The following is a 23,471-nucleotide window of genomic DNA, read 5'->3' as shown; positions in this document are numbered from 1 at the left end:
GCCCGCCCTCAGGACTCGGTGCGCCGCCGGGCCGCCGGATCGGGGATGGCGTTCGTCATCCCCGGCAGGAACTCCGTGAACAGCTCGTGCACCTCGCGCACGAGCGGCCGGAGCACCCGGAAGCGGGCCAGGGCGACACCCCGCGCGGTGAGCCGGGCACCGCGCTCGGCCAGCCGGTAGCTGCGCTCGCGCCCCTCGGTGCGGTCGAAGATCCAGTACAGGACGAGCCCCATCTGGGACAGCCACATCAACTCGGGCAGGATGTCCCGCAGTTCCTCGGGGACCTTGGTCTTCGTGGCCCCGGCGAGCACCTCACGGTGGACGCTGATGGCCTCCTCGCGCGCGTGCTCCGACTCGGGGGAGAACGGGCTGAGCGGGCTGTCCGGGTCGGCGGCGTTCTTGAAGAACTGCACCGCGAACTCGTGGTACGGCGCGGCGATGTCGAGCCAGGCCCGCAGCACCCCCGCGAGGCGGGTCTCCAGGTCGCGCTCCCGGTCCAGGATCTCCCGGACCGCCACCTGGTGCTCGGCGGCGATCCGGTCGTAGAAGCCCTGGATCAGGTGCTCCTTGCCCGCGAAGTAGTAGTACGCGTTGCCGACGGAGACCCCGGCCTCCTTGGCGATGGCCCGCATCGTCGTCTTGTCGTAGCCGCGCTCCTGGAACAGCCGCATGGCCGTCTCCAGGATCAGGGCGCGGGTCTGCTCGGACTTGGTGGGGAGGGCGCCGTCGTCGGGGCCGTCGTTCTTCGCGGACACGGGAAGAGAGCCTAACGTCAGCGCGGGTCCGGCTACCGGGGGGCGCAGGTGCCGTCGGCGCAGCCCGGCGCGGTGTGGCTCCAGCCGCTGCCGGGGTCGTACGACCAGCCGTCCGCGCGCCGGTACACCTGGCCGCCCCACTGCGCCCCGCCGGCCTGTCCCCGGTGCCACTGCGCGCCGCGCCACTTGGCGGCGGCGAGCACCGCGCCCTTGGCGAGCCGGGCGCCGGCCGGGGTGCTCAGCCGGTGGGCGAGCGGCCGGTGCTCGCGCAGCGCCCACAGGGTGACCACCCAGGCGGCGGGTCCCCGGTAGACCTGCCCGGCGTCGCCGACGACGGTGATCTCGTCGAGGGTGGCGCCGTGGTCGAGGCCGGGGAAGCGCCGCCTGGCCTCCTCGGAGGCGGCCGGGACCAGCTCCAGCGGCACCAGCTTCGGCTGCCGCAGGAGCCAGTCGCGCAGGAACGCGCACAAGGAGCACTCGGCGTCGTACAGGACGGTGAGCCGGCGGACCGGTGCGGCCGCCTGGATGCCGGTGGCGTTCGTGCCGTTCGCGTTCACCTGGGTCTCCGCTCAGGCCTGCGGCTGCGGGGCGACCCAGCCCTGCGGCGGCACGGGCGGCACCTGCTCCCGTTCCATGGCGCCCCGGCGCCGGATCCGGTTGAGCACGTAGACGTTGCCGAGGTGCATCACGCCGAGGACCAGCAGCACCACGCCGAGCTTGGTCGACAGGGCCTCGAAGATGCCGCGCGCGTCGGTGATGGTCCCGTCGCCGCTCAGGTACAGCGCGACGAAGCCGAGGTTGACGAGGTAGAAGCCGACCACCAGGAGGTGGTTGACGGCGTCGGCGAGCTTCTCGTTGCCGTGCAGCACGTCGGCCAGGAAGACCTTGCCGTTCCGGCTGAGCGTGCGGGCCACCCAGACGGTCAGACCGATGCTGACCAGCAGGTAGATGACGTAGGCGATGACCGTGCGGTCCATTGCCCCACCCTTCTTGAACACGTTCAAAACGCTGTCGGGGATGACTCTAGACCTACTTTTGAACATGTTCAACACAAGGGCCCGGGAGGATTGTCAGTGGTGCCTCGTACTGTCGTCCGCATGGGAATCGTGACGTTCGTCGACGAGACGACGGCGGGGGAGCGGCGCACGGCCTGGGGGCTGGAGATCGCCGAAGAACGGCTGACCGTACGGGAACTGATCCGGCGCCGGGTGTTCCAGGAGGTAGCGGAGTACAACGCCCGTACGCCGGAGGTCTTCCAGGGGCTCGTGCAGCCCGAGGGCACCGAGCGCGTGCTGAACGGCTACGCGGTGCGCACGCCCCGCCGGATCGCCCCCGAGCGGCAGACGGCCCTGGCCGAGCGGGTACACCGCCGACGCCACGTACTCGCCCTACGGCGAGGTGCTGCGCACGGTCTCGGGCGCGCAGCCGAACCGCGTATGGACCACCAACTTCGTGGATCCGCACACCGGCCGCCTTCAGCGCACGGTGGCGGACCGCGAGACGGCGGGCCCGCACCGCATCACGGACAGCTACTACTCCTACGACGCGACCGGCACCATCACCTCCAACGCGCGCAAACTCAGCGAGGCGGCGGGTAGCACGTGGGACACCCAGTGCTTCACGTATGACGTGATGGGCGAACTGGCCCACGCCTGGACGTCGAAGACAGAACCGAACGGTGGCGGCACCGGCTGCAAGTCTGCGAACGGCACGACCTGGGGCCCCCGCACCACGTACGCCTTCTCCTCGGGCCCGGTCGCCGACGCTCCTGACGAAGCATCGGACACGACGGCCCCCGACGGCTCCCTGGCGTCGACGCTCGCGGCCGCGGCACCCGAATCCACCACGCTGGCCACGGGCGCGACGGCCTACAACCAGTCCTTCACCATTGACTGGCTCGGCAACCGGGCGACACTCACGGAGCACGATCCGGCGGACGCGACGAAGGACCTCACCTACTCCTACGGTTACGGCAAGACGGTCGCAGGCAGTGGCACGACGTTGTACAAGTCCCAGCCGCACACGATGACGTGGATCAGTTCCACGCCCACAGGCAAGGACAGCGCCTACACCTACGACGCCGCGGGCAACACAACAGTCCGGGACCTGTCCGACACCACGCAGAACTTGAGCTGGACGGCGGAGAACAAGCTCGACACCATCACGGACGACGGCAAGAAGACGACGTACGTCTACGACGCCGATGGTAACCGTCTGCTGGAGAACTCACTGTCGGGCTCGACGCTGTACCTCGGCGAGGTCGTGGAAGCTGCGGAAGCGGTGCGTGCGCTCCCGGCGCCGCTTCGGATAGGGGTGCGTCGTGATCGTCTCATGCCGATCGGATCGTAATGAGCGACCGCATCTGGACTCACTGCCACATCAGTCACAGGAGCCCTACGACGAGGGGCCGGAACTCAGTCGCTCGTTCTCGCCTGGCCGGCCTTGAGAATCTCCGCCACGTCGAGGGTCACCTTCGCGCCGATGGAGTCGGGCAGGGTGACGAGCTCGCCGGGAGCGTGTGGGCGATGGCTCTCGTAGCCGTTTCCCACCGGGTCGGTCAGGACGTGGAGGCGTTGGTGCTTGCGATCCACGATGACGTAGACCGGGACGTTGGCCTCGGCGTAGGCGGCGACCTTCGTCTTCAGGTCGTTTTTCCAGTTCGTGGAGGTGACTTCCAGCACGAGGCGGAAGCAGACCGGGTCGTAGGCGTTGTTCTCGACGTGGTGATCCTCGAAGTCGGCGTCCACGACCGCAAGGTCGGGGATGGCGTAGTCCTCCGGCTCCATGGGCAGCCAAAGACCGACGCCCTGAAGGACCTCGGTTTCGCCTCCGTCCAGGTCGGCTGCCATGAAGGGACGCATGAGTTTGGTCAGCGCGCGAGCATGGGCGCCGTCAGGGGACGGGGTCACGAGGAGATGGCCTCCGATGATCTCGACGCGGTAGCCCGGATGGCGCTCCATGATCTCGTCGGCGATGGTCGTGAGGGTGACCGGCTCTTCGTCGTGGAAGGGCTGCTCGACGGAAGCTGCGGACATCAGGTGCCTCCTGGGAACTGGTGTCGAGAGCATCATCGTAGGTCGGACGCCGCCCCCAGTGTCCGTCCCGGACTCGGTCACCCGAACGTGTGGCATATGCCAGAGGGCCCCGTCTCCAGTGGAAACGGGGCCCTCGTCGGCAACCTGCGAGGCTCAGAAGCGGCGCGTGATCAGCGCTCGCTTCACCTCCGCGATCGCCTTGGTGACCTCGATGCCGCGCGGGCACGCGTCCGTGCAGTTGAACGTCGTGCGGCAGCGCCACACGCCGTCGCGGTCGTTGAGGATCTCCAGGCGCTGCTCGCCCGCCTCGTCACGCGAGTCGAAGATGAAGCGGTGCGCGTTGACGATGGCGGCCGGGCCGAAGTACTGGCCGTCGTTCCAGAAGACCGGGCACGAGGTGGTGCAGGCCGCGCAGAGGATGCACTTCGTCGTGTCGTCGAAGCGCTCGCGGTCCTCGGCCGTCTGGAAACGCTCACGCGTCGGCTCGTTCGTGTCCTTCGTGATGAGGAAGGGCATGACGTCGCGGTACGCCTGGAAGAACGGCTCCATGTCGACCACGAGGTCCTTCAGGACCGTGAGGCCCTTTATGGCCTCGACCGTGATCGGCTTCTCGGGGTTGATGTCCTTGATCAGCGTCTTGCAGGCAAGGCGGTTCTTGCCGTTGATCCGCATGGCGTCCGAGCCGCAGATGCCGTGCGCGCAGGAACGGCGGAACGTCAGCGTGCCGTCCAGGTCCCACTTGATCTTGTGGAGGGCGTCGAGGACACGCTCCTTGGGGTCGATCTCCACCTGGAAGTCTTCCCACACCGCCTCCGCCGCGATCTCCGGGTTGAACCGGCGGATGCGGAAGGTGACCGTGATGTAGGGGGAGTCGGCGAAACCGGGCTCGGGCTTGCCGGCCGCGTCTTCCTTGTCCAGAACGGGGGTAGCCATCAGTACTTACGCTCCATCGGCTGGTAGCGGGTCTGGACGACCGGCTTGTAGTCGAGACGGACGGTTTCGGAGCCGTCGGCGCCGACCTCGCGGTACGCCATGGTGTGCCGCATGAAGTTGACGTCGTCGCGGTTCGGGTAGTCCTCGCGGTAGTGACCGCCGCGGGACTCCTTGCGGGCGAGCGCGGAGACCGCCATGACCTCGGCGAGGTCGAGCAGGTTGCCCAGCTCGATGGCCTCCAGCAGGTCCGTGTTGAACCGCTTGCCCTTGTCCTGGATCGCCACGTTCTTGTAGCGCTCGCGCAGCTCCGCGATCTTCTCGACCGCCGTCTTGATGGTCTGCTCGGTGCGGAACACCATGACGTTGGCGTCCATGGTCTCCTGCAGCTCGCGCCGCAGGTCCGCCACCCGCTCGTTGCCGGTGGCGTCGCGCAGCCGCTCCACCTGCTCGATCACGAGCTCCGCCGGGTTCTCCGGCAGCTCGACGAACTCCGCCTTCTGCGCGTACTCGGCGGCGGCGATGCCCGCGCGCTTGCCGAAGACGTTGATGTCCAGCAGCGAGTTCGTGCCGAGGCGGTTGGCGCCGTGCACGGAGACGCAGGCGACCTCGCCCGCGGCGTACAGACCGGGAACGACCGTGGTGTTGTCCGCCAGGACCTCACCCTCGACGTTCGTCGGGATGCCGCCCATCGCGTAGTGGGCCGTCGGCTGGATCGGGATCGGGTCCGTGTAGGGCTCGATGCCGAGGTAGGTGCGCGCGAACTCCGTGATGTCCGGGAGCTTGGCGTCCAGCTGCTCCGGCGGGAGGTGCGTGAGGTCCAGGTAGACGTGGTCGCCCTCGGGGCCGCAGCCGCGGCCCTCACGGATCTCCGTGTAGATGGAGCGGGACACGACGTCACGGGACGCGAGATCCTTCATGACCGGCGCGTACTTCTCCATGAAGCGCTCGCCGTCCTTGTTGCGGAGGATGCCGCCCTCACCACGGGCGCCCTCCGTCAGCAGGATGCCCATGCGCCAGATGCCGGTCGGGTGGAACTGGAAGAACTCCATGTCCTCCAGCGGCAGCCCGCGGCGGTAGACGGCCGCCTGGCCGTCACCGGTCAGCGTGTGCGCGTTGGACGTCACCTTGAAGAACTTGCCGCAGCCGCCGGACGCGTAGACCACGGACTTCGCCTGGAAGACGTGGATCTCGCCGGTGGCGAGTTCGTACGCCACGACGCCCGCCGACTTCTTGACGCCGTCGACCTCGGTGATCAGCTGGTCCAGGACGTAGAACTCGTTGTAGAACTCCACGCCCTCCTTGACGCAGTTCTGGTACAGCGTCTGGAGGATCATGTGGCCGGTGCGGTCGGCCGCGTAGCAGGAGCGGCGGACCGGGGCCTCGCCGTGGTTCCGGCTGTGACCGCCGAAGCGGCGCTGGTCGATCGTGCCGTTGGGCGTCCGGTTGAACGGCAGGCCCATCTTCTCCAGGTCGAGGACCGAGTCGATGGCCTCCTTCGCCAGGATCTCGGCGGCGTCCTGGTCGACCAGGTAGTCACCGCCCTTGACCGTGTCGAAGGTGTGCCACTCCCAGTTGTCCTCCTCCACGTTGGCGAGCGCGGCGGCCATGCCGCCCTGCGCGGCGCCCGTGTGGGAGCGGGTGGGGTACAGCTTGGTCAGCACGGCGGTGCGGCTGCGCTTCGTGGACTCGATGGCCGCGCGCATGCCCGCGCCACCGGCGCCGACGATGACGGTGTCGTACTTGTGGATCTTCATGATTCTCGCAGCCCCGTGCCTAGCGGATGTTCGGGTCGAAGGTGAAGATCACCAGCGTGCCCAGCAGGATGGTGAACACCGTGGCGGTGTAGAGCAGGCCCTTGAGCCACAGCCGGGTGTTCGCGCGCTCCGCGTAGTCGTTGATGACCGTGCGCAGGCCGTTGGCGCCGTGCAGCATGGCGAGCCACAGCATCAGCAGGTCCCAGACCTGCCAGAACGGGGACGCCCAGCGGCCCGCCACGAAGGCGAAGCCGATCTTGGAGACGCCGCCGTCCAGCACGAGCTGGATCAGCAGGTGGCCGAGGACCAGGACGACCAGCACGACGCCCGACAGGCGCATGAAGAGCCAGGCGGCCAGCTCGAAGTTGCCCCGGGTGCTCTTCGGGGTCTTCTTGGTCCGCTGGCGCGGTGCCTCGATGAAGGGCGCCGGGTTGTCGACGGTGTAGACGGCGCCGCCCTCGACGGGGCCGACGCCGGCGGCGGTCTTCTCAGACGTGGACATTGGCGTCAGCTCCCGAAGAGTTCACGAGCGGCGTGGCCGAGGACGGGGTAGATCGCCCCGAGCATCAGCACGACCCACAGGGCTACGACGGTCCAGAGCATCTGCTTCTGGTACCGGGCGCCCTTGATCCAGAAGTCGACGGCGATGACGCGCAGACCGTTGAGCGCGTGGAAGAGGATGGCGGCGACGAGGCCGTACTCCAGCAGCGCGACGATCGGCGTCTTGTACGTGGCCACGACGTTGTCGTAGGCCTCAGGGGACACGCGGACGAGGGCGGTGTCCAGCACGTGAACGAACAGGAAGAAGAAGATGAGGACGCCGGTGACTCGGTGAGCCACCCAGGACCACATTCCTTCCCGGCCGCGGTACAGCGTTCCAGCCGGCACGGAAGTTTCCTCCGGGAGCGGGGATTGGGGCCGCGCCGGCTTGGTGTGTCGGTCGGGCCCGGCCGGGTACGGTCCACCGGCCCCCAGCATCGTAGCGAGGCGCTGCGGCTGGGCTGCGCCGGGGTCCCGGGGTGTGATCAAACTGGCACGCAAAGAGGTACTGGTGGGCTAGTGCCGCCAGAGGGGTGGGGGTGCCCGGGGGCGCCGGGGTGCGGGCCGTCAGTGGTTGATCGCGCAGTTCCCCGCGCCCCTCAGGGCGCTGATCAACCGTTCCCTCGCGAGCCGCCGGAGTTCGTCCGCCGTCACGGCCCGCTCCTCCTCCGGATCGTTCGTCAATCGTGACCGGATGGCCTCCAGGAGCCGGTCCAGGGTCTCGGCGGGTGACACGCCGTCCAGGCAGATGACGAACACGTGCCCGAAGCGGGCCTCGTAGGCGGCGTGGGCCGCGCTCAGGGCGGTGTGGGCCGCGGAGTAGGTGTCGGGCGGGAGCGTGGGCAGATGCTCGGCCGCCAGCGCGTCCGTGAGCTCCGGCCAGGTCAGGTCGTAGGCCGCCTCGTCCGCCGCGGCCAGCAGGGAGTCCAGGTCCGGGTAGGGGCGGTGTGCCGCGACGCGCCGGGACCAGCGGAGGCTGCGCAGGCAGGAGAGGAGGGCCTGCTCCAGGTACTCCTCGGAGGCTGCGTTGAAGTGCTCCACCGGTATGGCGAGTCGGCCGGGGAGATCTGGGAGACGGTGCGCGGGCAGCGTGGGTCCTTGTGGGCGTCACGTGTGTCGGCAGGACAAGTTGTGAGAGATGTGACGTCACGCTACCGAGTACGACCATGACGTGTCCGAAGGATGCCTGAATTTCACCCGGGAGGGAGAGTTTCGGCGCGCGTGGTGGACGCGCGCCATCCCGCGCCGGGTTTTAGGTTGGCTGGGTGAGTCAGCACAGGCGCCGGACTTCGGCGAAGCAGGGGAAACAGCGGCAGGTGCTGGTCGTGGCCATGGCGGTAGCCCTGGTCGTGGTCGCGGCCGGGGTGAGTCTCGGGCTCTGGGCGGCCTCGGGGGGTGACGCCGGGTCCACGGGCCAGGAGGCGAGATCGTCTCGGGGGGCCACGGCGGCGGCACCCCCGGACAGGGCGCCGGAAGCGGCCCCCACCCCCGGCCCGACCCGCTCCTACCCCCTGTCCGAGGCGCCCCGCACCATCCCCGCCGTGCGCGACCACGAGCCGGCGCGCGGCCCGGGCTGGCGCCCCGAGAAGGGCAACAGGGTGGTCGTGGACGACCCCGCGCTGGCCGACGAGGGACGGCTGGTCGCCGGCGAACTCGGCATGACGTACGCGGGCGAGAGGGGCGACACGAAGGCCGGGGACCTGCGGCTGGCGCTGAACGACGGCAAGGGGGCGAACCCGGAGTCGTACGTGATGACCGTGCGCGACGGGCGGGTGGAGATCGTCGGCCCCACCGACACGGGGGTCTTCTACGGCACCCGCACGCTCAAGCAGGAGACCCACGACGGCGGCACGGCCCCCGAGGGCGTCGTGAAGGACGAACCGGCCAAGCCGCAGCGCGGATTCATGCTGGACATCGCGCGCAAGAACTTCACGGCGGACTGGATCGAGGACCGCGTCCGGGAACTGGGCGACCTCAAGTTCAACCAGCTGGGGCTGCACTTCTCCGACGACCAGGGATTCCGGATCGAGTCCGACACGCAGCCGGAGATCGTGTCCCAGCCGCATCTGACCAAGGCGCAGGTGCGGAAGATCGTCGACCTCGCGGAGAGCCGGCACATCACCGTCGTGCCCGAGATCGACTCGCCCGGCCACCTGGGCGCGGTCCTCCGGGCCCACCCCGACCTGCAGCTGCGCACCGCACAGGGGTCGGCGGTGCAGGGCGCCATCGACATCTCCAAGCCCGAGAGTGCCGAGATCGTCGACGAGCTGCTGAACGAGTACGCGGAGCTCTTCCCCGGCAAGCCCTGGCACCTCGGGGCCGACGAGTACCAGGCGCTGGTCCGCTCCGACCCGGAGGCGACGTTCCCGCAGCTGGCCGAAGCCGCGCAGAAGAAGTACGGCTCCGGCGCCACGGTCGCCGACCTCACCACCGGATGGCTCAACGACCGGGCCGCCACCGTCCGCGAACACCAGCGCACCCCGCGCGCCTGGAACGACGGCTTCTTCCGCGGCACGTCCGTCGAGCCCGCCGAGGACATCCAGGTCGCCTACTGGACCGGCAAGGAGATCGGCGCCCGGGCGCCCCTGGAGTACCTCCAGGCGGGCCGCAAGGTGATCAACTACAACGACGAGTTCCTGTACTACGTCCTCGGCGAGCCGCAGACCTTCGTCTACCCGACGGGGCAGCGGATCTACGAGCAGTGGACGCCACGGGTGCTGCGCGGCACCGCGGCCGTGCCCGCGCGCTACGACGGCCAGATCCTCGGCGGGTCCTTCGCGGTGTGGTGCGACCTCGCGGACTCCCAGACGCAGGAGCAGGTGGCGGCCGGGATCCGGATGCCGCTGCGGGCGACCGTCCAGAAGCTGTGGGACCCGGGCGAGCCCGAGCTGTCCTGGGCGCAGTTCCGGGCGCTGGCGGACAGGCTCGGCTGACCGGCACGAATTGGCCCATACGCCTGCGAACTCCCGTACGACTGTGGTGGTCTTCTCGCGAGCAGCATCGAATATGCCGGGGGGAACCGGGTCATGGGCTACTGGGGATATTTCGTCGTGGGCCGCGGGGAGCGGCCGCTGCCGGAGCTGGACGCGCTGGCGGGGGCCGGGGACGGCCTCACGCAGCGCGCCTCGGCGCCGGGCGGATGGCAGGTGTGGGAGTACCCGAGCAGTGACGGCGACATCGGGAACATGAACGCCCTCGCCCGGGAGACCGGGGCGCCCGCGCTCTTCGGTTACGTCATGAACAGCGAGTGCGTGGTGCTGGAGGCCGCGGCCCCGCAGAGCGGGGTGTGGACCACCTGTCTCGCCCGCTCCGCGATGGCCGGGTACCTGGGGCCGGACCAGGAGGGCCTCACGCTGGAGGACTACTTCCTGGAGCCCGGCGACGCCGCCGAGCGGGCGGTGCGCTGGGCCGCGGAGGCCGGGCGCGAGGTGAACGCCGACGCGCTGGTGGACGTACTGACCTCAGACCCTGATCCCCTGGCCGAAAACCTCTTGTTCCGCTTCCTCGACAGGCTGGGCGTGGTGCCCCTGTGACACTCCGGGGCCGTTGCGCGCAGTAAGGGGAGGTGCGGGTTCCGTGAGGGGTGACGGCTGGCAGCGGCCTGGCCGGGCCCCGGAGAAGGCCCGCGGAGGGAGACGTGGATGAGCCTGGTGGAGTTGATCGCACAGGCCGACGAGCGCGGGCTGACCGCGAGCGGGCTGGCTTGTTTGGATCGGTGCGTGCCCCTGCTGGGCGGTGACGACGAGATCCTCAGGCCGGTCTGGGCGAGTCTCAGCGACGGCGCCGGTGCCGAGGAGTGGGGCGAGCGGCTGGAGCAGGCGCGCGGCAAACTGGACGCTGACGGCACCGAGGACGAGGCGGTCGCGCTCGCCCACCGGATGCTCGAGGCCGCCCCCGCCGAGCGGTCCGCCGCCGCGGTCCGGGTGTGGGCCGACGCCTGCTCCGTGGCCTCCCTCCAGATCCACCGGCTCCTCGACACCGCCGAGGACGAGGCCGCGTCCGTGGACTCCCGCCGCGAAGGGCGTACGGACGGCATGTCGCCCCTCGTCGCCGCGGAACTGCGCCGCCAGGTCACCGTCCTGGAGGTCCTGGCCGGACACGGTCCGGCCGGGCTGCGCCGGGCCCTGGAGGTGTCGGTCGAGGGGCGGCGGGTGCTGCGCGCGGTGGTGTCCCGCCGCAGCCGGCAACAGGGCTGAGGGAAGCGGGCCCCAGGTGCCCGACCGGCCTAAACCCCGTTCCTGGAAGAGTCCTGTGACTGTCCCTTGGGCGAGGTGGGGTGGTCCTGCGCCGCTTCGGGGAAGTCCCCGATTCCGGGTGACGAAACGCTTCGCCCCAGCGCTTTCCCGGGTGTGACGACTCAAGCGGAGACCAGGCCATCGGCGGCTGCGAAGCCGCTGCGATGGGCGGCGGACACGGTGGCGACGATGCGCGAGGGGGCACGGCTGCACCTCGACTACTCGGCGCAGAGCCTGTGGAGCGTCGACCGGATGATCGAGGGGATACGGCGGGAGGGGGCGCCCGACGCCGCCGTCCAGCAGGTGCTGCGCGGCTTCGGCGCGTACGCCGGTGAGGTGATGGCGCGTCAGGCCGGCGCCGAGTGGTGGGCGACCGGCGGCGACCACTGGATCCGTACCCCCGACGGGCGCCTGTGGGACCCCATCGACGAGGCCCGCCGCTGCTACGGCGGCCATGGATCGCTGCGGCTGCTGTGCCGGGACGCGATGACCACCGCGCCCCGGCGTTAGCGTCAGCGCCCCGGGACGCCCTCGTCGCGGACCTCGGCCAGGCCCTCGTACCCGGGCCCGGGCGGCTCGGTGACGGGCGTGGCGGTCGTGCCGGCGTTGGCGGCCAGGGCGCGGATCGCGGGCAGATCGTTGTAGAGGTTCTGCCCGGGGCACTCGGTCGGGTAGCCGTCGCGGTGGCCTGAGACGCGGTGGAACGCCACCTTCTGGCCCAGTTTGTACTTGCCGTTGTCGGCACCCGCGGTCAGCACGACCGCCCCGGCCGGGTCGATGCCGTAGAGGCCGAGCTTCCACGCGGCGACCTTCGCGACCGACGCGCGCACCGCGGCGTTGGTGGCCGCCGTGGAGTAGTTGCCGAGCACCGAGACGCTGCTGGTGGCGGTGTTGAACCCGTAGGTGTGCGCGCCGAGGACGGGCTTGTCGATGCCGCCCGCGCGCCCCTCGAAGACGGTGCCGCACTTGTCGACGAGGAAGTGGTAGCCGATGTCGTTCCAGCCGTTGCTCTGCACGTGGTAGAGGAACACGCCGCGCACGATCGACGCCGACTCGGAGCAGGTGTAGTTGTTGGTGCCCGCCGTGTGGTGCACGAACATGGCCTTGGTGCCGCCCGTGTAGGTGGGCGGGTCCTCCACCAGGGACTCGTCGGCGCCCCAGGCGGAGCGCGACGTCACGGTGGGACGCGGGGCCGCGAGCGGCCCGGCGGCCGGCCCGGCCGCGCCCGGCCCGACGGCAGCGCTGTGCACCGCGTCCGACCCGGCCCCGGGATCGACCAGTTCGACGCGCAGCCCCTCCGGCAGGTGCCAGCCCGTCACGCGCACCTGGACACCGTCCGAGGGCCCGGTCCACAGCGGCTGGGTGCTGCCGCGCACGCCGGTCCGGTCGCGGTCGGGGCCGGTCTCGGGCGTACGGCCGTCGGCCTCCAGGGGGCGCCAGGCGGTCCACGCGCCGCTCTCCCGGGAGCGGGTGCGCACCTGCGCGGTGCCGTCCAGGGCCGCGTGCGGGTCGTCCCAGGTGATGCCGATCATGCTGAACGGCTCGGTGGTGCGCGGGGCGAGGGACCGGTCGTAGGGGTCGCCGTCCGGCACCCGGACGGTGTGCACACCGTTCGAGGGATTGGCCCGGGCGGGCTGGGTCAGGCCGAGGGCACCGAGGGTCAGGGCGGTGGCGACGGCGGTGCGCAGGAGGCGGGATGTCATACGGCGCTCGCCTTTCGTGGGCGGTGGCATCGCCGGCAGAGGTCCCCGGTACGTCACTTGACCGAAACGTCCACGGGGGCGGGGTCCCGAGGACGGCGGGCCGGGATGACCCGAACGGTCGTCGGGCCGGGGCGACCCGAACGGCCGTCGGACCCGGGCGCCTGACGCGCTGTGACACTTCCGAGCGGACCGGCGCTGATCACCGTGGCAGGGCGCGCAAGCGGCACGGACGAGGACGGTACTTGGGTCAGGGAGCGGCACCCCGGCGCGGGCAGGCGTACGACGGGGAACTGGGCGCGGCCGTCGCGCGGGCCCAGCAGGGCGACGAGGCGGCCTTCGCGGCCGCCTACCGGTTCGTGCAGCCCGGACTGCTCGGCTATCTGCGCGGCCTGGTCGGGGACGACGCGGAGGACGTGGCGTCCGACGCCTGGCTGGAGATCGCCCGGGACCTCGGAAGGTTCCGGGGCGACGGGGCCGGCTTCCGTGGCTGGACGGCGACCATCGCCCGGCACCGGGCGCTGGACCACCTGCGCCGGCAGCGGGTACGGCCCCGGTCGTCCGCGCTGGAGCAGGACGTCCTGGAACTGCCCGGACCGCAGAGCACGCACGACCAGGCGCTGGAGGCCATCTCCACCGCGCACGCCCTGGAACTGGTCCGGGGGCTGCCGCGGGACCAGGCCGAGGCCGTGCTGCTGCGGGTCGTGGTCGGCCTCGACGGCCCGGCTGCCGCGCGGGTCCTGGGCAAGCGGCCGGGCGCCGTACGCACGGCCGCCCACCGGGGTCTGAAGCGCCTCGCCCGGAGGCTGGGCGCGGAGAGTGTGACGGATGAGGCCCCGCGGACGCTGGGTGAGTCGACGTAGCGGAACCGATGGTTTCGCGGACGGGCCCGCAGGGGCGGCGCGGGCCGGGCGCCCTGAACAGGGCGGACCGGCGGGACGTACTGGGGCCCGGCGGGCCGGCCGGCGCCGGTGTGGCAGAAGTATCGATCGGATCGAGCAGGGACGGAAACAGACATGGGTGAACGGCCGAACGGCGGCGGGCTTTCCGGCCGTGGTTCCCGTCATGCCCTCCTCGACTCCGACGTGGAGGCGCTGATCGTCGCCTCCCTCGTCCGGGAAGGCGTCGACGCCGGGGCCGAACAGCGGGCCGTGGCCGCCTTCCGGGCCGCCCGGGACGCCGGGGCCGTGCGCACGCGCACCCGCCGCCGGGACGACTGGCGGGCCCGCGAGCGGCGTCACCTGGGGCGGTCCCTGAGGACGACGCTCTCCGTGCTGCTCGCCAGTCTCACGCTGGGCGGTGTCGCCGTGGCGGCGATCGGCGTGGCGGGATCGCCGGAGGAGGACACCGAGGACGGCCCCGAGCGCCGGCCCGCCCCGAGCAGCGCCCCGCGCGACCCGGCGGGACAGCCTGCCCCCGGCAGCCACAGCCCCAGCCCCGGCCCGGGTACCGGCTCGGCCCCGGCGGACCCGGAACGCCCGGCTCCCGCCCAGGACGCCGAAGCCCACTGCCGCGCCTACGAGGGGGCCCGGCAGCACGGCAAGGCGATGGAGGCGACGGCCTGGCAGCGTCTCGTGGCCGCCGCGGGCGGTGAGAGCAACGTCACGGCGTACTGTGCGGAGCGACTGGACGACCCGAAGGACAGCAGTGGCGGCTCCGGGAACGGCGATCCCGCGCAGAACGACGCCACACCCGGCGCGGACCCGGGCGGGGGCAACGAGTCGGGCGACGACTCGGGCAAGAGCGCGGACACCGGCGCGGGCGAGGACCGCAGCGAGGGCAAGCGCTCCCAGCCCAACGGCCGTCACCCGTAAGGGATTCCGCGAGCGCCGGCCGTCACCGCGGGGCGACTGCGCGCACCCGCCGGTCCTCGCCTTGGCAACGGCCGAGGCCGCCACCCCCCACAGGAGAGGCCCCGGCCGTCGCGCGGCACGGGCCGCGCGGCGGCCCGTACTCCCTACAGCGCCCGGTGTGCGTTTTCTGTCACACCCCAGCGCGTCACGGCTTAGTTGCATCCTGGGCGGACATGGACGGGGAGTGGTTTCAGGTCGTAACGTGCCATTCGCGCCAAGGCGAAGGCGGTACGACCACCGCAACCACCTGCGGTCTTGATACCGCAACCACCAATTGAGCAACCACGACGGCGATAACCCGGTCCGCGAGGGCGGCACCGGTTCAGGCGCAGAAGGGCGCGCGGTGCTGGGGGACGACGCGGAGCTGACCACCGCGGTGCGCGCGGCACAGGCCGGGGACGAGGACGCGTTCCGGGCCGTGTACCGCACGGTGCACCCGCGGCTGCTCGGGTACGTACGGACGCTGGTCGGCGACCCCGACGCCGAGGACGTGACGTCCGAGGCCTGGCTCCAGATAGCCCGCGACATGGAGCGGTTCACCGGAGACGCGGACCGGTTCCGCGGCTGGGCCGCCCGGATCGCCCGCAACCGTGCGCTGGACCACATACGCATGCGCGGGCGGCGGCCCGCGATCGGCGGTGACGAGACCGAGCTGACCGGCCGGGCCGCCGAGTCGGACACCGCGGGTGAGGCCATCGAGGCGCTGGCCACCGACGGCGCGTTCTCCCTGATATCCCGGCTGCCGCAGGACCAGGCCGAAGCGGTCGTGCTGCGCGTGGTGGTGGGGCTCGACGCGAAGACGGCAGCCGAGACGCTCGGCAAGCGACCGGGCGCGGTCCGTACGGCGGCGCACCGGGGCCTGAAGCGGCTCGCCGAACTGCTCGGCGACCACCCGCAGGGCGATCCGGAATCCGCCGGGGTGCTCGATGCCCTGCCGCCCCAGCGAGAACCGCGCGGCGGTGCCGTGACGTCCGCAGGTGTGACGCGTAGCGTTGCGCGGACGCAGAAGGATGTGTGATGGCCGACGAGCAGTACAGGTGGCTGGACCGCGAAACGGCGGAGCGTTTGCTGAGCGGAGAGCCACTCGGAGCTGTCGAAGGCGCCGGCCGGGAACAGGCCGAACACCTCGCCGAGGCCCTCGGCGCGCTGTCTGCCACACCCCCGCTGACCAGCGATGAACTCCCCGGCGAGGCCGCCGCGGTGGCCGCTTTCCGCAAGGCCCGGGCGGAACGCGCCGACGCCGACGCGGCCCGTGCGGACCTGGGCGGTCAGGGCGCGGCCGAGGTCGCCGACGCCGGGCTGGTCCGTATCGGAACCCCCGGTGACCGCGGTACCGGCACCGTCCGGCCGCCGCGCTGGGCCCGTCCCGTACGCCTCGTCCTGGCCGCCGCGCTGGCCGTCGGCATGGTCGGCGGGGTCGCCCTCGCGGCCGGAACCGGAGCGCTGAAGGCGCCCTTCGGCGAGGACGAGCCCCACCCCGGTGCCTCCGTCTCTGCCTCCGTGACGCATCCGGAACGCCCGCTGGTGTCGCCGTCGCCGAGCGACGCCGCCCAGGGCGGCTCCACCCCGGACGACGACCCCGGCCGGGGCCGGCACCCGCAGCGCGAGGACGCCGCCGCGGGGCCGGGCGACCCGAAGGCGCGCTCCGGCGGCGACCGCGACGAGATCGTCTCCGCATGCCGCGACCTCCGCGACGGCCGGCGGCCGGATCCCGACCGCAGACGTGCCCTGCGGGACGCGGCGGGCGGCCTGCGGGTGTGGAAGTACTGCAAGGGCGTCCTGTCCTCCGAGGACCCCTTCTCGGGCGAGCGCGGGCACGACGAGCGCGCGGACCAGGGGCGTCACCAGGGGAAGGGCGCGGACCGGCACCCCGAGCAGGACCGCGACCACGGCCGGAAGCACGACCGGAAGCTGGACCGCGACCACGGCCGGAAGCAGGACCGGAAGCAGGACCGCGGCCAGGACGGACAGCAGGACAAGGCCGACCGGAAGGCCGGGAAGCGGGCCGCGCAACAGGACGGGGACGGGGACGGCGCGGACCGTGGCCGGCTCCGGACCTCGCTCGCACCGCTGCGACCTGCGGTTTCGTCCTCCGTGAAAATTGACGGGCCGAGGGTGTGACGTTTTCGGCCGCCCCGGCGCAGTAATGAGTGAGCCGACTGGTCATCGGCCGTCGCACAGAGCCGGGGTTCCCCCCGTACCTACGGCTCGTGCACCTGAGCGCGGGCGGGACACGTTCCCCCGGTCCCGCCCGCGCCCCAACTTCCCCTCCGCGCCGTCACCAGGACACGACGACCTTGTCGCCGTTGCGGACCTGCGCGTAGAGCTCCGCGATCGCCGCCTCGTCCCGGACGTTGACGCAGCCGTGTGAGGCGCCCGCGTAGCCCCGGGCGGCGAAGTCCACCGAGAAGTGCACGGCCTGGCCGCCGCTGAAGAACATCGCGTAGGGCATGGGCGAGTCGTAGAGCGTCGAGACGTGGTCGCGTGATTTCCAGTAGACGGAGAAGACGCCCTCCCGGGTCGGCGTGTACTGCGAGCCGAAGCGGACCGCCATCGTGGACACGGTCCGCCCGTCGATCATCCAGCGCAGTGTCCTGCTGGTCTTGTCGATGCACAGCACCCGGCCGCTGCGGCAGCGCGCGTCCGGCGGGTCGGCCGGCTGGCCGCCCATCAGGTACAGGTCCCAGCGGCCCGGCTCGCGCGTCATGCCCAGCAGCCGCTGCCAGGTGACGGCGTCGGTCCTCCCGGTGCGCGGCAGCCCGCGCTTGCCCTGGAAGCCGCTGACCGCCCGTTCCGTCTGTTCGCCATAGGTCCCGGTCGGCCCCTCGAACAGCCAGGCGACCTGCCGCAGCCGGGCCTGGAGCTCCCGGACGTCCCGGCCGGTGTCGCCGCGGGACCACAGCACGCGGGACGGCGTGGGAGCGGCCCGGGGCCGGTCGTCGCCGGACGGCGGCGCGGAGCGCGGCCCGTCGCCGCCACCGGCGGGCGTGCGGCCCGGGGACGGGGTGTCGCCGGGCAGCTCGATGTGCACCGGCGAGCGGCGCTCGCCCTCGCCGTCGGGGGTCTGCACCGTGCAGCCGGCCAGCGCGGCCACCACGGCGAGTCCCGCCACGAACGCTCTCCCCATGCCCGTAGTACGCACACGGCCCCCCGCTCGGCTCACCGGCACCCCTGGATGTCACCTGAGATGTTCCCCGGGCGTGACCCGCGGCGAACCAGGGGGCATGGTGGTGAGCGAGGTCACTGCTCTGCGGGAGGCACCCACCATGGCGCGTGAGTCGGAGTCCGGACTGCCCATCGAGCCGCTCTACGGGCCGCGGGACCTCGAGGGCTGGGATCCGGCGCAGAAGCTGGGGGAGCCGGGGGCGTTCCCGTACACCCGGGGCGTGTACCCGTCGATGTACACGGGCCGCCCCTGGACCATGCGCCAGTACGCCGGTTTCGGCACGGCCGCGGAGTCCAACGCCCGCTACCGGCAGCTGATCGCCCACGGCACGACCGGGCTGTCGGTCGCCTTCGACCTGCCCACCCAGATGGGCCACGACTCCGACGCGCCGATCGCCCACGGCGAGGTCGGCAAGGTCGGGGTGGCCGTCGACTCGATCGAGGACATGCGGGTGCTGTTCGACGGGATCCCGCTGGACCAGGTCTCGACGTCGATGACGATCAACGCCCCGGCGGCCCTGCTGCTGCTCCTGTACCAGCTGGTGGCCGAGGAGCAGGGGATCCCGGCGGACCGGCTGACGGGCACGATCCAGAACGACGTGCTGAAGGAGTACATCGCCCGGGGCACCTACATCTTCCCGCCCAAGCCGTCCCTGCGGCTGACCGCGGACATCTTCCAGTACTGCCGGGCCGAGATCCCGAGGTGGAACACCATCTCGATCTCCGGCTACCACATGGCCGAGGCGGGTGCCTCGCCCGTGCAGGAGATCGCCTTCACCCTGGCCGACGGCATCGAGTACGTGCGCACCGCGGTCGCGGCCGGCATGGACGTCGACGACTTCGCCCCCCGCCTGTCGTTCTTCTTCGTGGCCCGCACCACGCTCCTGGAGGAGGTGGCCAAGTTCCGTGCCGCGCGGCGGATCTGGGCCCGGGTCATGCGCGAGGAGTTCGGCGCGCGCGACCCCAAGTCGCTGATGCTGCGCTTCCACACCCAGACGGCCGGGGTGCAGCTGACGGCTCAGCAGCCCGAGGTCAACCTGGTCCGGGTCGCCGTGCAGGGGCTCGCCGCGGTGCTCGGCGGGACGCAGTCGCTGCACACCAACTCCTTCGACGAGGCCATCGCCCTGCCCACCGGCAAGTCCGCCCGCCTCGCCCTGCGCACCCAGCAGGTCCTCGCCCACGAGACCGACGTGACCGCCACCGTCGACCCGTTCGCCGGGTCCTACGTCATCGAGAGGATGACCGACGACGTCGAAGCCGCCGCCGTGCGGCTGATGGAAAGGGTCGAGGAGCTGGGCGGCGCCGTCGACGCCATCGAACACGGCTTCCAGAAGAACGAGATCGAACGCAACGCCTACCGCATCGCCCAGGAGACCGACTCCGGCGAGCGGGTCGTGGTCGGTGTCAACCGCTTCCAGCTCGACGAGGAGGAGCCGTACGAGCCGCTGCGCGTCGACCCGGCCATCGAGGCGCGGCAGGCCCGGCGGCTGGCGGAGCTGCGGGCGCAGCGGGACCAGCCGGCCGTCGACGCGGCCCTGGCCGCGTTGAAGAAGGCCGCCGGGGGCGAGGACAACGTCCTCTACCCGATGAAGGACGCGCTCCGGGCGAGGGCCACCGTCGGCGAGGTGTGCGACGCCCTGCGCGAGGTGTGGGGGGCGTACGTCCCGTCCGACGCCTTCTGACCGAGGCCCCGGCCAGGGATGCCGGACCCGCGTGCGAGACTCATGCGCATGTTCGGTGTCGTCGATCTGCCCACCTACCTGGCGGGCCTCGTCCTGATCGTCCTGCTGCCCGGTCCCAACTCGCTGTACGTCCTGTCGGTGGCCGCCCGCCGCGGTGTGCGCGCCGGGTACACCGCCTCGGCCGGGGTCTGGTGCGGGGACGCGGTGCTGATGACGCTGTCCGCCGCCGGCGTCGCCTCGCTGCTCCAGGCGACCCCCGTGCTGTTCGCCGTCGTCAAGTACGCGGGGGCCGGATACCTGACGTGGCTGGCCGTCGGCATGCTGCGGGCCGCGTGGGGCATGTGGCGGACGCGTGCGAGCCGGTCCGCCGGTGACGAGGCGCCCGCGCCCGCCGGGGAGCGGCCCTTCCGCCGTGCCTTCGTCGTCAGCCTGTTCAACCCCAAGGCGATCCTCTTCTTCGTCGCCTTCTTCGTGCAGTTCGTGGACCCGGGGTACGCCTATCCGGCCCTGTCCTTCGTCGTCCTCGGGTCCCTCGCCCAGCTCGCCAGCGTGCTCTACCTCAGCGCTCTGATCTTCGGCGGCACCCGGCTGGCCGCCGCCTTCCGCCGTCGCAGGCGCCTGTCGGCGGGGGCGACTTCGGCGGCGGGCGCGCTGTTCCTCGGGTTCGCGGTGAAGCTGTCCCTGGCGAGCTCGTAGGGCGCCCCCTAGGCCTGGCCGAAGCGGGCCAGGTGGCCTTCGAGTCCGGCCGCCGTGTCCCCTGCCCAGCCGACATGGCCGTCGGGGCGGACGAGGAACAGACCGGGCCCGTACGGCCCGGGTGCGCGGCCCCGTACGACCGGGATCCGCTGGCCGAGGTCCGGAGCCTGTGCGTCCCCGAGGGCCAGCAGGGTCCAGTGCGGGCCGCGGAACACGTCGAAGAGCCGGACGCCGGCCACGAACCCGTCGGGCGCGCGGTCGCCCGCCAGCAGGGAGCCGGGATCGGTCCGGGTCTCGCGGGTGAGCGGTGACCGCCGGTAGCCGATGCCGAGTTGACGGGTCGCCCCGCCGCGCCGGGTCTCGCCGCGGTGCACACGGGTGGACAGCCCGAGCACCTCGGCGGCTATGGGCCGGCGCTCCTGTTCGTAGGAGTCGAGCAGGGCCGCGTCCGCGCCGTCGCGCAGCACCGCACCCAGCTTCCAGCCCAGGTTGTAGGCGTCCTGGACGCTGGTGTTCAGGCCCTGGCCGCCGGCGGGGGAGTGGACGTGCGCCGCGTCACCGGCGAGGAAGACCCGCCCGGAGCGGAAGCGGTCCGCGAGCGCCGCCCGGGGGCGGAAGTCCGAGGCCCACCGCAGCTCCGTCACGGACTCCGGCGCGAGGTGCGACCGTGCGGCGACGACCTTGCGGACGCCCTCCAGGGAGAGGTCCGGTGCCGTGCCCTCCGGGAACTGCGCCACCAGCTGGAAGTCCTCGGTGCCGGCCAGCGGGCAGATCGCCAGGAATCCGTCGCCCGCACCGGGCGGGAAGACATGCCAGTTGTCCCGGTCCAGGCCGTCGATCCGCACGTCCGCGACCAGGGTCGGGTTGGGGTCGACGGTCTCGCCCGCCATGCCGATGCCGAGCAGCCTGCGCGCGGTCGAGCGGCCGCCGTCCGCCGCCACGGCGTACCGGGCGGTGACGGCCTCGCCCGAGGCGAACTCCGCGCGCACCCCCTCCTCGTCCTGGCTCAGCCCGACCACCTCCCGGCCGAAGGCGACCTCCCCGCCCAGCTCCTCCAGCCGCGCCCGCAGGATCTGCTGCGTGCGCCACTGCGGCACCATCCACGGCTCGTTGTAGGGCGCGTCCTCGCTCGGTTCGGCGGCGTCGAACATGTGGTGTTCGCCCGCCCGCCTGCCGTCCTGCCAGACCATCCCCACCGGGTAGGGGCCGCCCGCCGCGCGGATCGCGTCGAGCACGCCCAGGTCGTCGAAGACCTCCATCGTGCGCGGCTGGATCCCCTTGCCGCGCGAACCGGGGAACAGCGCCCCGGCCCGCTCGACGACCAGCGCTGCCACGCCTCGCCGGGCGAGGTCGATGCCGAGCGCCAGGCCCGTCGGGCCCGCACCCACCACCAGCACGTCCGTGTCCATCACGCCACCTTCTCCTTAACGCTGTTAAGTAGCCTCGTTTCAGAGGATTGCCTTAACGGTGTTAAGTTGTCAAGCGTGAGTACGGACCGACGCGAACCCCTGGACCGCCGCCGGGTCGCGGACACCGCGCTGCGGCTCCTGAACGAGACCGGCCTGGACGGCCTGACGCTGCGGGCCATCGCCCGGGAGCTGGACGTGAAGGCGCCCGCCCTCTACTGGCACTTCAAGGACAAGCAGGCGCTGCTCGACGAGATGGCGACCGAGATGTACCGCCGGATGGTCGCCGGGGCCGCTCTCGACCCGGCCGACACCTGGCAGGACCGGCTGCTCAAGGCCAACCGGGGCCTGCGCGCGGCCCTGCTCGGCTACCGGGACGGCGCGAAGGTGTTCAGCGGCTCACGCTTCACCGGCATCGAGCACGCCGGGCAGATGGAGGACAACCTGCGCCTGCTCACGGCCGCCGGGTTCACCCTCGCCCAGGCGGCCCGCGCGCTCACCACGGCGTACCTGTACACGCTGGGCTTCGTCACCGAGGAGCAGGGCGTGCAGCCGCTGCCGGGCGAGCGCCGAGAGGGCTACGACATGGGCGAACGCGCCCGCCTGATGGCCGACTTTCCCTTGTCGGCCCAGGCGGGCGCGGAGATCTTCGAGGACTACGACCGGCACTTCGAGGAGGGACTCGCCCTCGTGATCGGGGGGATCGGGGCGCGCTACGGGGTCTCATGACGCGGCCCGGCGCGTCATGACCGTTTCGCGCGGGCCCGCCGTACCGCCCGGGTGACCACCGGCGGCAGCAGGTCCTTGGCGAGCCTGCGGGCCCGGGACGGGGCGGGCCGGGCCGGGCGCGCCGCGCTCGACGCGCGGGCCTCGGGGATGGGGACCGGTGCGGGTGCGGGCTCCTCGTAGTGCCGCGAGAGCGGGAAGGGCGGCGGCTTCATACCCCGGGAACGGGTCCGGATCAGCCGGTGCCCGGCCGCCTCCTGCACACTCAGCCCGACGTCCGTGCGCAGCCGGAGCATGGCGAGCAGTTCCTCCTGGAGCGGCTCGGGGTCGCCCCAGGTCGCGTACATCTTCTGCGTGCTGAGGCAGATCGGGCGCAGTCCGCGGTTGAGGACGGCCTCCCAGGCGGCGACCGAGACACCCGGGGTGTGCTCGGACCGGAAGTCGTCCAGGACCACGACGCCCTCGGGCAGCAGGATGTCGTGGGCCGCGCCGATGTCCCCGTACACGTGCTCGTACAGGTGCGAGGCGTCGATGTGGATGAAGCGGCAGGAGTCCGGGGAGACCTTCTCGTCCACCAGGGAACTGGGGCCGGTGATCACCGTCGGCAGGGAGTCGTGGAAGGACAGGTAGTTCCGCTCGAACGCCTGCTGGGTCAGCGAGGCGTACGACTGTGCCGACTCCGCCTGGTTGGCGTCGTCGGGGGCGTCGCCCTCGAACAGGTCGCAGACCGTGAACCGCTCGCCGTCCTGGAGGTGGTGGCCGAGGAGGATCGCGCTCTTGCCCATGTAGACGCCGAGTTCCAGCAGGTCTCCCTCGAGGCCGGCCTTCGTCTGCTGTTCGAGGAACCAGGTGAACAGCGTCTGGTCCAGGGCCGGGAACCAGCCGGGTACGTCGGCGAGTTCGCCGGGGTGCTTGTCGATCGCTTGTGCGTGGGTCATGAGACGAGCCTTCTCTCGGAGCATTGCCCCGGTCGACGGCCGGTTGAACGTCC

General features: G+C 71.7%; 24 protein-coding genes and 1 pseudogene. 12 read left to right on the top strand and 13 right to left on the bottom strand.

Annotation, left to right across the window (positions count from 1 at the left end):
* Positions 1–8: 8 nt before the first annotated feature.
* From AB0937_RS23755 to AB0937_RS23745, 3 genes are read right to left on the bottom strand one after another with little or no spacing between them, the layout of a single operon-like run.
* On the bottom strand, positions 9–755 hold the full coding sequence (locus AB0937_RS23755) for a TetR family transcriptional regulator (protein ID WP_366714188.1): 747 nt from the start codon (positions 753–755) through the stop codon (positions 9–11).
* A gap of 32 nt (positions 756–787) precedes the next feature.
* The gene (locus AB0937_RS23750) at positions 788–1,282 is read right to left on the bottom strand and encodes a DCC1-like thiol-disulfide oxidoreductase family protein (RefSeq protein ID WP_366714252.1); all 495 of its coding nucleotides are present in this window, start codon (positions 1,280–1,282) and stop codon (positions 788–790) included.
* A 42-nt stretch (positions 1,283–1,324) separates the two neighbouring features.
* The gene (locus tag AB0937_RS23745; protein ID WP_366714187.1) at positions 1,325–1,732 is read right to left on the bottom strand and encodes a hypothetical protein; all 408 of its coding nucleotides are present in this window, start codon (positions 1,730–1,732) and stop codon (positions 1,325–1,327) included.
* A gap of 385 nt (positions 1,733–2,117) precedes the next feature.
* Here AB0937_RS23745 and AB0937_RS23740 point away from each other — a divergent pair.
* Positions 2,118–3,014, top strand: a pseudogene (locus AB0937_RS23740) (hypothetical protein); the annotation flags it as partial.
* Between the two features lie 155 nt (positions 3,015–3,169).
* Here AB0937_RS23740 and AB0937_RS23735 read toward each other — a convergent pair.
* From AB0937_RS23735 to AB0937_RS23710, 6 genes are all read right to left on the bottom strand, one after another.
* Positions 3,170–3,790, bottom strand: coding sequence for a Uma2 family endonuclease (locus AB0937_RS23735; protein ID WP_366714186.1), 621 nt, complete (start codon positions 3,788–3,790; stop codon positions 3,170–3,172).
* 153 nt (positions 3,791–3,943) lie between these two features.
* Positions 3,944–4,723, bottom strand: a complete 780-nt coding sequence (locus tag AB0937_RS23730; RefSeq protein WP_358278032.1) for a succinate dehydrogenase iron-sulfur subunit — start codon at positions 4,721–4,723, stop codon at positions 3,944–3,946.
* Positions 4,723–6,477, bottom strand: coding sequence for a succinate dehydrogenase flavoprotein subunit (gene sdhA, locus AB0937_RS23725; RefSeq protein ID WP_366714185.1), 1,755 nt, complete (start codon positions 6,475–6,477; stop codon positions 4,723–4,725). Before sdhA ends, AB0937_RS23730 begins: the two co-directional genes overlap by 1 nt.
* A 19-nt stretch (positions 6,478–6,496) precedes the next feature.
* Entirely contained in the window at positions 6,497–6,979 is a 483-nt protein-coding gene (locus AB0937_RS23720; protein ID WP_033311431.1) for a succinate dehydrogenase hydrophobic membrane anchor subunit, read from the bottom strand.
* A gap of 5 nt (positions 6,980–6,984) precedes the next feature.
* A complete protein-coding gene (gene sdhC, locus AB0937_RS23715) occupies positions 6,985–7,365 on the bottom strand; it encodes a succinate dehydrogenase, cytochrome b556 subunit (protein ID WP_010047075.1) in 381 nt (126 codons plus the stop codon).
* Positions 7,366–7,584: 219 nt separating this feature from the next.
* Positions 7,585–8,058 carry a 2-oxo-4-hydroxy-4-carboxy-5-ureidoimidazoline decarboxylase gene (locus AB0937_RS23710; RefSeq protein WP_366714184.1) on the bottom strand — a complete coding sequence of 158 codons (474 nt, stop codon included), beginning with the start codon at positions 8,056–8,058 and terminating at the stop codon, positions 7,585–7,587.
* A gap of 290 nt (positions 8,059–8,348) precedes the next feature.
* Between AB0937_RS23710 and AB0937_RS23705 the strand changes: the two genes are divergently transcribed.
* From AB0937_RS23705 to AB0937_RS23690, 4 genes are all read left to right on the top strand, one after another.
* A complete protein-coding gene (locus AB0937_RS23705; RefSeq protein WP_366714251.1) occupies positions 8,349–9,950 on the top strand; it encodes a family 20 glycosylhydrolase in 1,602 nt (533 codons plus the stop codon).
* A 93-nt stretch (positions 9,951–10,043) separates the two neighbouring features.
* Positions 10,044–10,550, top strand: coding sequence for a hypothetical protein (locus AB0937_RS23700; protein ID WP_366714183.1), 507 nt, complete (start codon positions 10,044–10,046; stop codon positions 10,548–10,550).
* Positions 10,551–10,658: 108 nt separating this feature from the next.
* Positions 10,659–11,213, top strand: coding sequence for a hypothetical protein (locus tag AB0937_RS23695; RefSeq protein ID WP_366714182.1), 555 nt, complete (start codon positions 10,659–10,661; stop codon positions 11,211–11,213).
* 153 nt (positions 11,214–11,366) lie between these two features.
* Positions 11,367–11,762 (top strand): hypothetical protein, encoded by a 396-nt coding sequence (locus tag AB0937_RS23690; RefSeq protein ID WP_366714181.1) that lies wholly within the window; start codon positions 11,367–11,369, stop codon positions 11,760–11,762.
* A gap of 2 nt (positions 11,763–11,764) precedes the next feature.
* On the opposite strand, the gene AB0937_RS23685 is transcribed toward AB0937_RS23690, so the two are convergent.
* Positions 11,765–12,955 carry a peptidoglycan recognition protein gene (locus AB0937_RS23685; RefSeq protein ID WP_366714180.1) on the bottom strand — a complete coding sequence of 397 codons (1,191 nt, stop codon included), beginning with the start codon at positions 12,953–12,955 and terminating at the stop codon, positions 11,765–11,767.
* A gap of 242 nt (positions 12,956–13,197) precedes the next feature.
* Here AB0937_RS23685 and AB0937_RS23680 point away from each other — a divergent pair, with 242 nt between their 5' ends.
* From AB0937_RS23680 to AB0937_RS23665, 4 genes are all read left to right on the top strand, one after another.
* The gene (locus AB0937_RS23680) at positions 13,198–13,815 is read left to right on the top strand and encodes an RNA polymerase sigma factor (protein ID WP_366714179.1); all 618 of its coding nucleotides are present in this window, start codon (positions 13,198–13,200) and stop codon (positions 13,813–13,815) included.
* A 153-nt stretch (positions 13,816–13,968) separates the two neighbouring features.
* Positions 13,969–14,766 carry a hypothetical protein gene (locus AB0937_RS23675; RefSeq protein ID WP_366714178.1) on the top strand — a complete coding sequence of 266 codons (798 nt, stop codon included), beginning with the start codon at positions 13,969–13,971 and terminating at the stop codon, positions 14,764–14,766.
* A gap of 382 nt (positions 14,767–15,148) precedes the next feature.
* Positions 15,149–15,823 carry an RNA polymerase sigma factor gene (locus AB0937_RS23670; protein WP_366714177.1) on the top strand — a complete coding sequence of 225 codons (675 nt, stop codon included), beginning with the start codon at positions 15,149–15,151 and terminating at the stop codon, positions 15,821–15,823.
* Entirely contained in the window at positions 15,823–16,926 is a 1,104-nt protein-coding gene (locus AB0937_RS23665; RefSeq protein ID WP_366714176.1) for a hypothetical protein, read from the top strand. The genes AB0937_RS23670 and AB0937_RS23665 overlap by 1 nt, the downstream gene beginning before the upstream one ends.
* A gap of 157 nt (positions 16,927–17,083) precedes the next feature.
* On the opposite strand, the gene AB0937_RS23660 is transcribed toward AB0937_RS23665, so the two are convergent.
* Positions 17,084–17,932 (bottom strand): L,D-transpeptidase family protein, encoded by an 849-nt coding sequence (locus AB0937_RS23660; RefSeq protein ID WP_366714175.1) that lies wholly within the window; start codon positions 17,930–17,932, stop codon positions 17,084–17,086.
* 139 nt (positions 17,933–18,071) lie between these two features.
* Here AB0937_RS23660 and AB0937_RS23655 point away from each other — a divergent pair, with 139 nt between their 5' ends.
* Both AB0937_RS23655 and leuE read left to right on the top strand, forming a co-directional pair.
* Positions 18,072–19,652, top strand: coding sequence for a methylmalonyl-CoA mutase family protein (locus tag AB0937_RS23655; RefSeq protein WP_366714250.1), 1,581 nt, complete (start codon positions 18,072–18,074; stop codon positions 19,650–19,652).
* Positions 19,653–19,700: 48 nt separating this feature from the next.
* Positions 19,701–20,348: a leucine efflux protein LeuE gene (gene leuE, locus AB0937_RS23650; RefSeq protein ID WP_366714174.1), complete on the top strand. Its 648-nt coding sequence runs from the start codon at positions 19,701–19,703 to the stop codon at positions 20,346–20,348.
* Positions 20,349–20,356: 8 nt separating this feature from the next.
* Here leuE and AB0937_RS23645 read toward each other — a convergent pair whose 3' ends face one another.
* On the bottom strand, positions 20,357–21,757 hold the full coding sequence (locus AB0937_RS23645; RefSeq protein WP_366714249.1) for an FAD-dependent oxidoreductase: 1,401 nt from the start codon (positions 21,755–21,757) through the stop codon (positions 20,357–20,359).
* Between the two features lie 75 nt (positions 21,758–21,832).
* On the opposite strand from AB0937_RS23645, the gene AB0937_RS23640 reads away from it, so the two are divergent.
* The gene (locus AB0937_RS23640) at positions 21,833–22,483 is read left to right on the top strand and encodes a TetR/AcrR family transcriptional regulator C-terminal domain-containing protein (protein WP_366714173.1); all 651 of its coding nucleotides are present in this window, start codon (positions 21,833–21,835) and stop codon (positions 22,481–22,483) included.
* Positions 22,484–22,497: 14 nt separating this feature from the next.
* Here the strand turns inward: AB0937_RS23640 and AB0937_RS23635 are convergent, their stop codons facing one another.
* Positions 22,498–23,418, bottom strand: coding sequence for a class I SAM-dependent methyltransferase (locus AB0937_RS23635; protein WP_366714172.1), 921 nt, complete (start codon positions 23,416–23,418; stop codon positions 22,498–22,500).
* Positions 23,419–23,471: the final 53 nt, after the last annotated feature.

The organism is Streptomyces sp. NPDC047880 (assembly GCF_040706515.1).
In the GTDB taxonomy this organism is placed as follows: Bacteria; Actinomycetota; Actinomycetes; order Streptomycetales; family Streptomycetaceae; genus Streptomyces.
Note: the sequence above shows the minus strand (reverse complement) of the source record. Positions and strands in the feature narration are given on the sequence as shown.